Raw genomic sequence first — 14,355 nt, 5'->3', positions numbered from 1 at the left:
GGAGCGTATCGTGTTGGTGACGGCAGTCAACGGTCCGCGATAGCCTCGGGAGTGGCCCGGCGGCGAGGGAAGGGACCGGCGATGACCGCATTCTCGCTCGAACCGGAACGACTCGCCTGGTGCGCGGAGCTCCGCGCCCTGGCCGCGGAACGCCTGCGGCCACTCGCCGGGAAGGGTGAACCCGGCCGGGTCAACCGCCCCCTCCTCGCCGAACTCGGCACCCTCGGCCTGCTGTCCCGCCTGTTCACCTCCGGCGCCCTCGATCTGTGCCTGATGCGCGAGTCCCTGGCCCACGCCTGCACCGAGGCGGAGACCGCCCTGGCCCTCCAGGGCCTCGGAGCCCACCCGGTGCACGCCCACGGCACCCCCGCCCAGCGCGCCCGCTGGCTCCCCCGAGTGGCCGACGGCACCGCGGTGGCGGCCTTCGCCCTGAGCGAGCCGGACGCGGGCTCGGACGCGGCGTCCCTGTCCCTCACGGCGGAGCCGTCCGCCGCGACCGGCCCGGCAGCGCCGACCGGAAGGGCTGCGCCACCGCCCGCCCCGGCGCAGGGCCCGCACGGCGGTGCGCCGGACGCCCGGTTCACGGGCCGGGGCGAGGCGGCCGGACCGGTTGCGGGCCGCCGGGTGGGGGGTGAGCGCGGCGGAGCGCCCGGCGCCGGGCCACGCCCGGCGGCGGGCCCGGTTCCGCCGGTTCTCGCCGTCCGGCCCGACGGGCCGGACGGCTGGCGGCTCACCGGGGAGAAGTGCTGGATCTCCAACGCCCCCGACGCCGACTTCTACACCGTCTTCGCCCGCACCACCCCCGGCGCCGGCGCGCGGGGCGTGACCGCCTTCCTGGTCCCCGCCGACCGCCCGGGCCTCACCGGCAGCCGCCTCGACATGCTCTCCCCGCACCCCATCGGCGCCCTCCGCTTCGACGCCGTACCGGTGACCGCCGACGACGTGCTCGGCGAGGCCGACCGGGGGTTCCGGGTCGCCATGGACACCCTCAACCTGTTCCGCCCCAGCGTCGGCGCCTTCGCGGTCGGCATGGCCCAGGCCGCCCTGGACGCGACCCTCGCCCACACCGCCCGGCGGGACGCGTTCGGCGGCAAGCTGAAGGACCTTCAGTCCGTCGCCCACCAGGTCGCCGAGATGGCGCTGCGCACGGAGTCCGCCCGGCTCATGGTGTACGCGGCGGCGACGGCGTACGACGCGGGCGCCGACGGCGTCCCTGGGCGCGCCGCGATGGCGAAGCTGCTGGCCACCGAGACCGCGCAGTACGTCGTCGACCGGGCCGTCCAGCTGCACGGGGCCCGCGCCCTGCAACGCGGGCACCTGCTCGAACACCTCTACCGCGAGGTCCGCGCACCCCGCGTCTACGAGGGGGCGAGCGAAGTGCAACGGGGCATCATCGCCAAGGAGCTGTACAAGAACCTGGAGGACCGGTGACCACCGAGCGCGTCAACCCGCCCGAGCTCTCCCCGCCGGCCGGCTTCTCGCACGCCGTCGTCGCCACCGGCTCCCGGCTGGTGTTCCTGGCCGGCCAGACCGCCCTCGACGCCGACGGCAAGGTGGCCGGCGACACCCTGCCCGAACAGTTCACGCGGGCCCTCGCCAGCCTCCTCACCGCCCTGCGCGCGGCCGGCGGCACCCCCGCCGACCTGGCCCGCGTCACCGTCTACGCCACCGACGTGGCCGCGTACCGCGCCCACGCCCGCGAACTCGGCCGTATCTGGCGGGAGCTGGCCGGCCGGGACTACCCGGCGATGGCGGTCGTGGAAGTGGTCCGGCTCTGGGACGAACAGGCCCTGGTGGAGCTCGACGGCTTCGCCCTGCTGCCCTGAAAGAGACGGACCGGCCCGGACGGCGACCGGCTCGGGCGGCGACCGCGAGCCGGTCCGTAGGGATCCGGCCGGGGCCGACTCGCCACCGAAGGGGTGACGGTGACCGGCCCCGGGCCCCGCGCCGGGTACTGGTGGAATCCCTCATCACACCCGTTCCGGGAGGTTCCCCATGCCCGTACGTCCCGTCCTCGGCGCCGCGGCCGGTTCCGCGCTGCTGCTGCTCGGCTTCACCGCGGCGGCCCCCGCGCCCGCGTCGGCCGCCCCCGCCGCCCCCTCGGAGTCCGTGACGGTGGACCAGGAGGGCCGGATGGCCGACGGATCTGTCACCCTCTCCGGTACCTACCGCTGCCTCGGCGGCGACGGACCGGTCTTCGTCAGCTCCTCGGTCCACCGGCCCTCGTCCGACACTCACTACTCCGTCGGCGGCACCCACGCGGTCTGCGACGGCGAGGAGCACCGCTGGGAGAACACCGGGACCGTGCCCGCGGGCGCCCTCGAGGCGGGCCGGGCCCACGTCGAGGCGACCCTCATGGAGCTGCGCCCCGGCGGCATCCTCCTGGTGCCCGTCGTCCACGCGGTCGGGCACCGGGACATCACCCTGGTCGAGGGCTGACCCGGGTCCGGCCGCTCACAGCTCGCCGGCCGGCCAGTCCAGCAGACGCGCCCCGATCACCGCCGTCTGGAGCATGTAGCGGTGGGACGCGTCCGACGGGTCGGCGCCGGTGAGCTTGCGGATGCGCTCCAGGCGGTACGTCAGCGCGCGCACGCTCAGCGAGAGCCGCCGGGCCGCCTCCGCGGCGACACAGCCGGAGTCGAAGTACGCGGTGAGTGTGTCCAGGAGGGGCGCGGCACCGCCGCGGGCCGTGGTCAGCGGTCCCAGGGTGTGGTGCACCAGGTCGGCCATGGCCTGGCGGTCACGGGCCAGTACGGGATAGACGAGCAGGTCGGCGGCGCGCAGCACCGGGTCGTCGAGCCCCATCCGCTCGGCTATCTCCAGTGAGCTCAGGGCCTCCTCGTAGGACTGGACGACACCGCCAGGACCGGACCGCGGGCGTCCGACGGCGACCTGGCCGCCGTCGGTGGCGGCGTACGCCTGCTTCGCGAAGTACGTGAGCACCTCCTCCTGGTGCCCGGGCGCGACGCACAGCAGCCGCCCGTCCTTGGTGGTGAGCAGGATGCTGCGGTCACCGAACCGGGAGATCAGGGCGCGCTCCACCTGCCGCGGCACCGGATCGCCCTCGTCGTAGGCGACCGCGCCCCGGGCGACCGCGACCGCGTGTTCGTGGGACAGCCGCAGCCCGAAGCGCTCGGCACGCTCCGCCAGCCGCCCCAGGTCGCTGCGGCCGTAGAGCAGGTCGTCGATGAACTCCCGGCGTGCCGCCTCCTCCTGACGCACCGCCATTCGCTGCGCCCGCTCGTACCCCTCGGCGAACGCGTCCACGACCTGCTGTACGGCCGCGAGCGCGCCGTCGGCCGAGTCCGCCCCGCGCGGCCACGCGTCGCGGGCGCGGGACAGGTGCGCGCTGACGAGGGAGCGCAGACCGAAACCCGCCTCCGCGGCCCGTTCCCCCAGGGCCCGCCGGGAGGCGATCTCGTCGCGGGTGAGGCGCCTGCCCGTGGCCGCGACCTCGGCCAGGATGCGGGCACAGTCTTCGAAATACTCCTCCGGGATCTCCCGTTCCGTCACGCGCTCCCCCTGACTCCTGACGCTTCCCTGACGCGCCGGTTGTGTCACACCGGCATCAAGACCCTAAGGAACATTGCCGGGTTACGGCAATGCGCGAGTCCGTTTCGGGCGGGCAGCATGGTCCGCGGGGAGCACCGCGGATGGTTCCGGTGCCGGACACCGGCAGGTGTCCGGCACCGGAACCCGGAGGGGAGCGGTGCCACCCTCCCCACGGACGTGAACGGTGAGTGGTGAGCGGGAGGGCGCGCAGGATGCGGACGGCATCCGTCCGCGCCCGGCGCAGAACCGCGGCGCCGATCGAGTCGTCTCCTCCTCCACCGGACCTTCGTCCGCCTCGCCAACGAGGCACCGCTCGCCCCACTTCCTAGCCCGGGAGGACGTGTCCCATGGATGCCGCCACCGTGGGCATCGCCGTACTCGTCGGCGTCGCCCTGCTGCTCATGCTCATCGGCCTGCTCGTCGTCTCCAAGCTGTTCCGCAAGGTGGAGCAGGGCAAGGCACTGATCGTCTCCAAGACCCGCAGGGTCGACGTGACCTTCACCGGGTCGGTCGTGCTGCCGGTGCTGCACAAGGCCGAGGTGATGGACATCTCGGTGAAGACCATCGAGATCACCCGGGCCGGCAAGGAAGGCCTGATCTGCCGGGACAACATCCGCGCGGACATCCGCATCACGTTCTTCGTCAAGGTCAACAAGACCGTCGACGACGTCATCAAGGTCGCGCAGGCCGTCGGCACCGCGCGGGCCAGCGACCGGAACACGCTCCAGGAGCTGTTCCACGCGAAGTTCTCCGAGGCGCTGAAGACCGTCGGCAAGCAGCTCGACTTCACCGACCTCTACACCAAGCGCGAGGAACTGCGGTACCGGATCATCGAGGTCATCGGCGTCGACCTGAACGGCTACCACCTCGAGGACGCGGCGATCGACTACCTGGAGCAGACGCCGCTGACCCAGCTCGACCCGGGCAACGTCCTCGACGCGCAGGGCATCCGCAAGATCACCGAGCTGACGGCGGTGGAGCACGTCCGCACCAACGAGGCCCAGCGCAACGAGCAGAAGGAGATCACCAGGCAGGACGTCGACGCGCGTGAGGCGATCCTGGAGCTGGAGCGCCGGCAGGCGGACGCCGAGATCAAGCAGAAGCGGGAGATCGAGACCGTACGGGCCCGCGAGGAGGCCGAGACCGCGCGGGTGGTGGAGGAGGAGCGGCTGCGGGCGCAGAGCGCCTTCCTGCGCACCGAGGAGCAGCTCGGCGTGCAGCGCGAGAACCAGGCCCGTGAGGTCGCCGTCGCCGCCAAGAACCGCGAGCGGGTCATCGCCGTGGAGAGCGAGCGCGTCGAGAAGGACCGCCTGCTCGAGGTCATCGCCCGCGAGCGGGAGACCCAGCTGACCCGGATCGCCGCCGACAAGGAGGTCGAGGCGGAGAAGCGGGAGATCGCCGAGGTCGTCCGGGAGCGGGTCGCGGTGGACCGTACGGTCGCCGAGCAGGAGGAGTCCATCAAGAAGCTGCGGGCCGTGGAGGAGGCGGAGCGGCGGCGGCAGGCCGTGATCATCGCCGCGGAGGCCGAGGCGCAGGAGAAGCTGGTCAAGGACATCAAGGCCGCCGAGGCCGCCGAGCAGGCCGCCACGCACCGTGCCGCCGAGGAACTCACCCTCGCCGAGGCCCGGTTGAAGACCGCCGACCTCGACGCACGGGCCAAGGTGCGGCTGGCCGAGGGCGTCCAGGCGGAGGCCGCAGCCGAGGGACTGGCCGTCGTCCAGGTCCGCGACAAGGAGGCCGACGTCATCGAGAAGGCGGGCCGCGCCGAGGCCGAGGCCACCCAGGCCCGGCTGCGCGCGGAGGCCGAGGGCGCGCGGGCCAAGGCCCTCGCCGACGCGGAGGCCATCGGCAGCAGGCTGCGGGCGGAGGCGGCCGGCCTCACCGAGAAGGCGGCGGCGATGGCCGCCCTCGACGAGGCGTCCCGCGGCCACGAGGAGTACCGGCTGCGGCTGGAGGCGGAGAAGGACATCCGGCTGGCCGGACTGGACGTGCAGCGGCAGGTCGCCGAGGCGCAGGCCACGGTCCTCGCCACCGGACTGGAGAACGCGGACATCAACATCGTCGGTGGCGAGTCGGTCTTCTTCGACCGGCTGGTCTCCTCGATCGCGCTCGGCAAGGGCGTGGACGGATTCGTTCAGCACTCCGAGACCGCGCAGGCCCTCGCCGGGCCCTGGCTGGACGGCTCGGCGAGCTTCACCGACGACCTGAGCCGGATCCTGAACTCCGTCTCCACCGCCGACGTGCAGAACCTCACGGTCTCCGCGCTGCTGATGCGGCTGATGCAGCAGGGCGGTGAGAACACCGGCCGGTTCCAGGAACTGATCGAGAAAGCCGGTGAGCTGGGCCTCTCGGACACACCGCTGGCCGTGCCGAACGGCCGCGCCGGGGCCTGACCACCCTCCGGCCGGGAGCCGCCGCACAGGGGACGGCGGCTCCCGGCCGCACCTTCCGAGAGGCAGCCAGCCATGACCACCGGCACCCACGAGCCCATGAACACGGCCCCGCGCGAGACCCCGGGCCCGGGCACACCCGGAACCGGCACCGCTCCCGGTCGTCCCGGGACCGGCACCTCTCCCGCGACCGGTGTCGCCGCCGCGCCCGGTGCCCTCCACGGCACGCCCGGAGCGAGCGGCTCCGGAGGGGCGCCCGGCGCGGACCGAACGCAGGGCGCGCCCGGCGGGGGCTCCGGGCAGGGCGGAGCCCCCGGGAGGTCCGAGCCGGCCGGATCCCGCGGGGCGTCCGGCGCGGACACCGCTGGTGAGCGGGCCGGCGCCGACGGGCCCCACGGGGCACCCGGTACGCCCGCGCCGGGCGGGACCGACGCGACGGCCGACGGCGGCGCCTACCGGATACTGCGCGACCGCCTGGCCGCCCGGGCCGCCGAACTCGCCCGCCGCGCCGAGGCGTTGAACCACCGCCGCGCCGAGGAGTTCGGCGCCCCCGAACTGCGCCTCGCCGGCACCGAGCGGCTGCGCACCGACCGTACCGCCGTACCCCGCGACATCGTCGCCGTCGGTGACGTACTCCTCTTCGGATACGAGGCCCGGCCCCGGCCCGAACGGGACACCGCGGTCGCCGACGTCCTCGCCCCGCACGACCGCGACCTGAACCGCCTCCCCGACGACGCCGTCCCCGGACTCCTCGACGACCCCGGCTTCGTCCGCGAGTTCGCCGCCCTGCACCGCTACTACCGCCAGGCCCGCCTGCTGCGGCTGCGCCGGGTCGACGGCAGACTGCTCGCCGTCTTCCAGACCGGTGAGAAGGCCGGCGACATCCGCGTCCTGCGCTGGACGATCCCGGAGGACGGCCGGTCGGCGGTCTTCCTGGACGCGCGCGGCGACCGCGACCACGCCCGCACCCCGCCCGCCGACATCGACTGGACGCCCACCACCCGCGAGGACCACGTCCTCGGCCGCCACCCGCACGTCTGTGTCCAGGGCGAGGTCTTCGTCGACACCCTCGGCGGCACCCTCACCGTCAAGACCGAGAACGACACCACCACCCCCGACGGCATCCACAGCGAACCGGTCGACGAGCCCCTGCAGTCCCTCGCCGACGCCGAGATCGCCCACGCCCGCGTCGGCCCCCTGATCCTGCTGCGGATCCTCCCCTACAAGGAGACCGCCCACCGCCACCTGGTCTTCAACACCCTCACCCGGTCCGTCGTCCGCCTCGACGGCATCGGACAGGGGCCCCGCCGGCTCCCCGACGACCAGGGCATCGTCTTCCCCGGCGGCTACTGCCTCGCCGCCGGCCCCCACAAGACGTACGAACTCGACACCACCGGCATGGAGTTCGCACGCGAGGTGCGCTCCCCGTACGGCGAGGACGTGCTGTACGTCTTCCACGCGCCCGGACACGGACGCGCGCTGCTGCTGTCGTACAACCTCATCCGCGAGGCGGTCGCCACCCCGATGGCCTGCCACGGCTGGGCGCTGTTCGACGACGGACTCCTCGCCCTGCTGCGCCCCGACGGCGACGAACCCGCCCGCGTCCACCCCGTGCAGTCGTGGCACTCGCCCTACGTCTCCGACACCCACGCCGCCGCACAGCCCGTCGGCGAGGGCCCGCTGGCCCGGGTCGGCAACGCCGACCTCGTACGCGGCATCTCCGACTGTCTGTCCCTGGCCCGTTCCGTCGCCGGGACCACCCCCACCACCGAGGTGTACACGGCCCTGGTGGCTGCCTGCGTCCGCGCCCTGGACACCCACCACTGGCTGGGCGACATCGAACTGGGCGATCTGCGCGCCCCGTTGGCGGAGATGCGCGCCACCGCCGACCAGGTACTGGCCGAGTTCGAGACCGTACGCGACCTCACCCGCCGGGCGGCCGAAGCGCTCGACGAGGCGGCCGGCCGGATCGCCTCGGTGGTGCGCCGGCTGCGCGGCGAGCAGCCCCGCGAGGCCGCCGCCTGGGTCACCGGGCTGACCGAACTCCGCCACGCCCAGGGCCATCTGCTGACCCTGAAGGAGATGCGGTACGCGGACCACGCCCGCATCGACGCCCTCGCCGACGGCGCCGAGGGCGACCTCGCCTCCTTCGGGCAGCGCGCGATCGCCTTCCTGGCCCGCGAGGACGCCTTCGCCGCCCATCACGCGGACGTCGAACGGCTGGCCGCCGACGCCGAGTCGGTCACCACCACCGCCGAGGCCGCCCCGGTCGCCGCCCGCCTGGACGAACTGGCCGACGGACTGCGCACGGTGACCGAGGTGGTCGCCGGGCTCGACATCGCCGACGCCACCGTCCGTACGGCCGTGCTGGAGCGGATCGCCGAGGCGACGGGCGGCGTCAACCGCGCCCGCGCCACCCTCGACGCCCGCCGCCGGTCCCTCCTCGACCGGGAGGCGCGCGCCGGTTTCGCCGCCGAGCTCTCCCTCCTCGGCCAGACGGTCACCGGCGCCCTCGCGGCGGCGGACACACCGGAGATCTGCGACGAGCAACTGACCCGGGTGATCGCCCGGTTGGAGGCCCTGGAGTCCCGGTTCGCCGAGTTCGACGACGTCCTCGGCGAGCTCGCCGACCGGCGCGCCGAACTCTACGAGGCGTTCTCCGCCCGCAGGCAGAGCCTCTCCGACGCCCGCGCCCGCCGCGCGGAACAGCTCGCCTCCGCCGCCGGCCGCGTACTGGAGACGATCACCCGCCGCTGTGCCACGCTCCCCGACACCGACGCGGTGAGCACCTACTTCGCCTCCGACCCGCTCGTCACCAAGGTCCGCCGCACCGCCGACGCACTGCGCGGACTCGGCGACCGCGTCCGCGCCGAGGAACTCGACGGCCGGCTGCGCTCCGCCCGCCAGGAGGCCGCCCGCGCCCTGCGCGACCGTACCGACCTCTACGCGGACGGGGGACGCGCCCTCCGCCTGGGCGGCCACCGGTTCGCCGTCTCCACCCAGCCCCTCGACCTCACCGTCGTCCCGCACGGCGACGGCCTCGCGCTCGCCCTCACCGGCACCGACTACCGCGCCCCCGTCACCGACCCCGACCTCCTCGCCGCCCGCCCGCTGTGGAACCGGCACCTGCCGTCCGAGTCGCCCGAGGTCTACCGCGCCGAACACCTCGCCGCCCGCCTGCTGCACACGCCCGGCCCCGAAGCCCTGACCGGCACCGGCGACCTCGCCGCCCTGGTCCGCCGGACCGCCGAGGAGGCGTACGACGAGGGGTACGAGCGGGGCGTCCACGACCACGACGCCACCGCGATCCTCACCGCCGTCCTGCCCCTGTACGACGGCGCGGGCCCGCTGCGCCACGAGCCCGCCGCCCGCGCCCACGCCCTGCTGTACTGGACGCACGGCACCACGGCCCAGGAGCGCGCCGACCTCACCCGTCGCGCCCGCTCCCTGGCCCGCGTCCGCGACGCCTTCGGCCCGCCACCCGCTCTCGACGCGCTGCGCACGGAACTCGCGGGGGCCGTACGCGCCTGGGACGAGGACGCCCCCGCCCGCCCGGAGGCCTGCGCCGCGTACCTCTTCGACGAACTCACCACAGGACCCGAGGGCTTCGTCATCAGCGCCCGCACCCGCGCCCTGCTCGACGCCTTCCGCCGCACGGTCACCACCGAGGCGTACGACGCGGACCTCACCGCCCTCGCGGACCTCACCGCCCGCCGCCAACTGGCCGAGGCCTGGCTGACCGCGTACGCCGCGACCACCGGGGACGAGCCGACCGCCGGCGACCTCGCGGAGGCCGTGGCCGCCGAACTCTGCCCGGACGCGCCCCGCCACACCTCCAACGCGCCCCTGACCGTCACCGTGGACGGTCTGCTCGGCACCCATCCCCGGATCACCGATCGCCGCCTCACCCTCCGCCTGGACGAATTCCTCGCCCGCACCGAGGAGTTCAGGAAGCGTGACGTACCCGCCTTCCGCGCCTTCCAGCGCCGCCGCACCGCCCTGGTGGCCGCCGAGCGCACCCGGCTGCGCCTGGACGACCACCGGCCGCGCGTGATGGCGACGTTCGTCCGCAACCGCCTGGTCGACGAGGTCTACCTCCCGCTGGTCGGCGACAGCCTCGCCAAACAGCTCGGCACCACGGGCGAGTCGGGCCGCACCGGCACCGGTGGCCTGCTGCTGCTCGTCTCCCCGCCCGGCTACGGCAAGACGACCCTCATGGAGTACGTCGCCGACCGCCTCGGTCTGGTGCTGGTGAAGGTCAGCGGCCCGGCCCTCGGCCACGCGGTCACCTCGCTCGACCCGGCCGAGGCGCCGAACGCCACCGCCCGCCGGGAGATCGAGAAGATCAACTTCGCGCTGGCGGCCGGCAACAACACCCTCCTGTACCTCGACGACATCCAGCACACGTCGCCCGAACTGCTCCAGAGGTTCATCCCGTTGTGCGACGCCACGCGCCGGATGGAGGGTGTGCGGGAGGGCGAGCCGCGCACCTACGACCTGCGCGGGAAGCGGTTCGCCGTCTGCATGGCCGGCAACCCCTACACCGAGTCCGGCGAGGCCTTCCGGGTCCCGGACATGCTGGCCAACCGCGCCGACGTGTGGAACCTCGGTGACGTCCTCACCGGCAAGGAGGACGTCTTCGCGCTCAGTTTCGTGGAGAACGCCCTCACCGCCAACCCGGTGCTCGCCCCGCTCGCCGGCCGCGACCGCGCCGACCTCGACCTGCTGATCCGCCTCGCCGGGAACGACCCCACCGCTCGCGCCGACCGCCTCACCCACCCCTACGCCCCCACCGAACTGGACCGCGTCCTGGCGGTGTTGCGCCACCTGCTCACCGCCCGCCGGACCGTCCTCGCCGTCAACGCGGCGTACATCGCCTCCGCCACCCGGTCCGACGACGCCCGCACCGAGCCGCCGTTCCGGCTCCAGGGTTCCTACCGCAACATGAACAAGATCGCCCAGCGGATCCAGCCCGTCATGAACGCCGCCGAACTGGCCGCCGTCATCGACGACCACTACACGGCCGAGGCCCAGACCCTCACCACGGGCGCCGAGTCGAACCTCCTGAAACTCGCCGAACTGCGCGGCACGCTCACCGCCGGACAGGCGGCCCGCTGGACCGAGGTGAAGGCCGCCCACGTCCGCACCCTGAGCCTGGGCGGCCCGGACGAGGACGCCCTGTCCCGCGCGGTCGCCGCCCTCGCCCTCCTCGGTGACCGGATCGCCGCCGTCGAGTCGGCCATCACCCGGGCGGCGGGCCCGCGCCGGCTTCCGCAGGGCACCGACGGGCCACCCGCGCCCCGGTGACTCACGGAGCGTGCGCGTCACCTTCGCCGGCGGACGCGGCCACCAGGGCCGCCAGTTCCTCCGGGGAACGGGGGCCGGCGGCCGAGCCGGTCACCAGTCCCCGCGCCCGCAGCAGCCGCCCGACCGCCACTCCCCACGGCAGCCGCAGTCCCGCCGCCGCGAGGAGGTCCGTGCGGGCCAGCATGTCGGCCGCCGGACCGGTGTGCGCGCCGGACGGGGTGAGCAGGGCCGCATCGTCGGCCCAGCGCAGGGCGAGGTCCACGTCGTGGGTGGCCATGACGACCGTCGTGCCGTTCTCGCGCAGGCCGTCGAGGGTGGCCAGCAGGCGTTCCTGGCCGTCCGGGTCGAGGCCCGCCGTCGGTTCGTCGAGGATCAGGACGCGGGGCCGCATGGCGACCGCGCCCGCGATCGCCGTCCGCTTGCGCTGCCCGTAGGACAGCAGGTGCGTGGGACGGTCGGCGAGGGCGGTGATGTCCAGCGCGGCGAGCGACTCCGCCACCCGGGCGCGCACCTCCGTGCCGGGCAGGCCGAGGTTGAGCGGCCCGAACGACACGTCCTGGCCGACCGACGCCGCGAACAACTGGTCGTCGGGGTCCTGCACCACCAGTTGCACGGTGGTGCGCAGCGCCGTCAGGCCTTTGCGGTCGTAGCGCACCGGCCGGCCCTCGACGGTCAACTCGCCCTCCTCGGGCCGAAGTCCACCGCTCAGCAGCCGCATCAGCGTCGTCTTGCCGCTGCCGTTGCGCCCCAGCAGCGCCAGCGCACGCCCCTCGTGCACCTCGAAGTCCAGGCCGTCGAGCACGGGCGGGCCGTCCTCGTACGCGAACGACGCGCCCCGCAGGGCCAGCAGTACGGACTCACTCACGGCAGTCGCCTTTCCAGTACGAGGGTGAGGGCGGCCAGCGCCGCGAGGAGCGCCACGCTCGCGACCGTGAACCGGACGGAGACGCGGGCCTCGGGCACCAGCACGCGCAGGGTGCCGTCGTAACCGCGTCCGGCGAGCCCCGTCTGCAGCCGCGCCGCCCGGTCGAAGGACCGGACGAACGCGGTCGCGCCCAGCCCGCCCAGCGAACGCCACGTCGCCGCCCGGGTGGTGTGCCCCAGCCGGGCCGCCTGCGCCTGGCTGACACGGCGCACCGAGTCCAGCAGCAGGAAGCTCATCCGGTACGTCACCAGCGCCACGTCCACGAGCGGGGCCGGTACCCCGGCCCGCACCAGACGCGGCAGCAGGTCCGACATGGGCGTGGTGAAGGCGAACAGCAGCACGCCCAGCGAGGCCGCCGACGTGCGCAGCAGCAACTCCCCGGCGCGCAGCGGCCCGTCCTCGGCCCAGGACACGAACCCGCCCGGCCCGCCCACCCGTACCAGCAGGGGCAGCGCCCCGGTGACGCAGAAGCCCAGCGGCACCCGGTACGCCCGCCACAGCCGCCGGCCCGGCACCCCCGCCGGGCCGAGCAGCACCACGAGCGCCGTCACCAGCACCAGGGCCGCGCCCGGCCACGGCGGCAGCGAGACGGCGAGCAGGGTGAGCCCCAGCCCCAGTACGGCCTTGTCCACGGGATGACGGCGGCGCCAGCGGCTGCTGTGCGCCGCCGCGTCGATCGGCAGCACGTGCCGTCAGACCCGTCGTCGTTCGGAGACGGCCCCGGCACCGGCGTCCGTGTCGGCCTCGGTGTCCGTGCCCGCCTCCGCCCGCAGCCGCTCCAGCGCCCGCGCCTCCCCCTGCCGCCGCCCGCGCCGCACCCCGAAGTAGTACGCGAGGACGCCCGCGCCGATCGCCGCCTGGAGGGCGAACAGCGCCGACTCGATCTCCCCGGACGGCGGTTCGTACAGCGGCGAGAACCACGGCTCGTAGTCCGGGTCGATCTCGGTGATCGCCGTCTCGGCCTCGGCGTCCGCGCCCGTGAACGGCTCCTCCTTGTGGTCGCCGAGCCCGAACACCAGCGGGATCACGGCGAGCGCGGCCACCAGCACCAGCAGCAGCGTGTTGATCCTCGCGTTGCGGCTCATCGGGCCACCGCCTCCGCCGAGTCGGACGGCTTCGCCGTCTTCCGCCCGGCCACCGACGCCACCAGCACCCCGAGCCGCGTCAGCTCCCCCTTGCTCGACTGCACCAGCATGCGCATCACCAGCACGGTCAGCAGCCCCTCGCTCACCGCGAGCGGGATCTGCGTCACGGCGAAGATGGAGCCGAACTTGCCCAGCGCGCCCCAGAATCCGCTCCCCGGGTCGGGGAAGGCGAGCGCGAGCTGCACGCTCGTCACGCAGTACGTCGACAGGTCGGCGACGAACGCGCCGAGGAACACCGCGACCATCAGCGGCACGTCGTACCGGCGCAGCAGCCGGTAGATCCCGTATCCGGCCCAGGGGCCGACGACGGCCATCGAGAAGACGTTGGCGCCCAGCGTGGTCAGTCCGCCGTGGGCCAGCAGCAGCGCCTGGAACAGCAGGGTGATGGTGCCCAGCACCGCCATGACCGGCGGCCGGAACAGGATCGCGCCGAGCCCCGTGCCGGTGGGGTGGGAGCAACTTCCGGTGACGGAAGGCAGTTTCAGCGCGGACAGGACGAACGTGAACGCTCCCGACGCGCCGAGCAGCAGCGTGCTCTCGGGATGTTCCCGTACCTCACGGATGAGCGACCGGGCTCCATGGACGACGAACGGCGCCGACGCGACGCCCCAGGCGACCGCGTGCACCGGTGGCAGAAACCCCTCGGCTATGTGCATGGCTCAGCAGACCCTCTCCAGCACCTCGTGGATGGTTGACGTGCCTTGGCCGGTCTCCTGGCTGACGGGTACCACCGCCCGTGCTCCGCCTTCCCGGGTCCCGAAGAACCCAGTGGCTGTCCGTGAGGACTGGAGCCGGACTTCCCGATCACAGTGGCGAGGGCCGCACCGGTATCGCACCGATTTCCCGTCACCAAGGCGTGGTGACAGTAGTGCCCGTTCCGGTCCGGTGACAAGCGGCCACCAGGGGCGCGCGGACGGCGCCCGGCGGCTCGCACCCCGGCGCACACCTGCGCACTTGACACGAGCGGCGCCGTCCGTCGGGGCGGGGGAGTGGGGGGCCGTCGTCCTGGGCAGTACCTTGCTGCAATTAATATGCA

At 74.1% G+C, this 14,355-nt stretch carries 10 protein-coding genes and 1 riboswitch; of the genes, 5 read left to right on the top strand and 5 right to left on the bottom strand.

The window, feature by feature from the left end:
* Positions 1–81 precede the first annotated feature (81 nt).
* From ACF1DX_RS11070 to ACF1DX_RS11060, 3 genes are all read left to right on the top strand, one after another.
* On the top strand, positions 82–1,431 hold the full coding sequence (locus ACF1DX_RS11070) for an acyl-CoA dehydrogenase family protein (RefSeq protein WP_391790895.1): 1,350 nt from the start codon (positions 82–84) through the stop codon (positions 1,429–1,431).
* Complete coding sequence (locus ACF1DX_RS11065; protein WP_391790894.1) at positions 1,428–1,826, top strand: RidA family protein; 399 nt, start codon at positions 1,428–1,430, stop codon at positions 1,824–1,826. The genes ACF1DX_RS11070 and ACF1DX_RS11065 overlap by 4 nt, the downstream gene beginning before the upstream one ends.
* A 169-nt stretch (positions 1,827–1,995) precedes the next feature.
* Positions 1,996–2,439, top strand: coding sequence for a DUF6299 family protein (locus ACF1DX_RS11060; protein WP_391790893.1), 444 nt, complete (start codon positions 1,996–1,998; stop codon positions 2,437–2,439).
* 15 nt (positions 2,440–2,454) lie between these two features.
* Here ACF1DX_RS11060 and ACF1DX_RS11055 read toward each other — a convergent pair whose 3' ends face one another.
* The gene (locus tag ACF1DX_RS11055) at positions 2,455–3,513 is read right to left on the bottom strand and encodes a PucR family transcriptional regulator (protein WP_391790892.1); all 1,059 of its coding nucleotides are present in this window, start codon (positions 3,511–3,513) and stop codon (positions 2,455–2,457) included.
* Positions 3,514–3,899: 386 nt separating this feature from the next.
* Here ACF1DX_RS11055 and ACF1DX_RS11050 point away from each other — a divergent pair, with 386 nt between their 5' ends.
* Both ACF1DX_RS11050 and ACF1DX_RS11045 read left to right on the top strand, forming a co-directional pair.
* Positions 3,900–5,945, top strand: coding sequence for an SPFH domain-containing protein (locus tag ACF1DX_RS11050; protein WP_391790891.1), 2,046 nt, complete (start codon positions 3,900–3,902; stop codon positions 5,943–5,945).
* A gap of 72 nt (positions 5,946–6,017) precedes the next feature.
* Complete coding sequence (locus ACF1DX_RS11045) at positions 6,018–11,249, top strand: DNA repair ATPase (RefSeq protein ID WP_391790890.1); 5,232 nt, start codon at positions 6,018–6,020, stop codon at positions 11,247–11,249.
* A 1-nt stretch (position 11,250) separates the two neighbouring features.
* Here ACF1DX_RS11045 and ACF1DX_RS11040 read toward each other — a convergent pair whose 3' ends face one another.
* The 4 genes from ACF1DX_RS11040 to ACF1DX_RS11025 are packed head-to-tail and all read right to left on the bottom strand — an operon-like array spanning position 11,251 to position 13,975.
* Positions 11,251–12,114 (bottom strand): energy-coupling factor ABC transporter ATP-binding protein, encoded by an 864-nt coding sequence (locus tag ACF1DX_RS11040; RefSeq protein WP_391790889.1) that lies wholly within the window; start codon positions 12,112–12,114, stop codon positions 11,251–11,253.
* The gene (gene cbiQ / locus ACF1DX_RS11035; protein WP_391790888.1) at positions 12,111–12,860 is read right to left on the bottom strand and encodes a cobalt ECF transporter T component CbiQ; all 750 of its coding nucleotides are present in this window, start codon (positions 12,858–12,860) and stop codon (positions 12,111–12,113) included. Before cbiQ ends, ACF1DX_RS11040 begins: the two co-directional genes overlap by 4 nt.
* Positions 12,861–12,866: 6 nt before the next feature.
* Complete coding sequence (locus ACF1DX_RS11030; RefSeq protein ID WP_391790887.1) at positions 12,867–13,259, bottom strand: energy-coupling factor ABC transporter substrate-binding protein; 393 nt, start codon at positions 13,257–13,259, stop codon at positions 12,867–12,869.
* A complete protein-coding gene (locus ACF1DX_RS11025; RefSeq protein ID WP_391790886.1) occupies positions 13,256–13,975 on the bottom strand; it encodes an energy-coupling factor ABC transporter permease in 720 nt (239 codons plus the stop codon). Before ACF1DX_RS11025 ends, ACF1DX_RS11030 begins: the two co-directional genes overlap by 4 nt.
* Positions 13,976–14,004: 29 nt before the next feature.
* Positions 14,005–14,188: riboswitch (cobalamin riboswitch) on the bottom strand.
* Positions 14,189–14,355: the final 167 nt, after the last annotated feature.

It is taken from the genome of Streptomyces sp. NPDC014676 (genome assembly GCF_043084105.1).
Taxonomy (GTDB): domain Bacteria; phylum Actinomycetota; class Actinomycetes; order Streptomycetales; family Streptomycetaceae; genus Streptomyces.
This window is presented reverse-complemented; position numbering and strand designations above follow the sequence as displayed.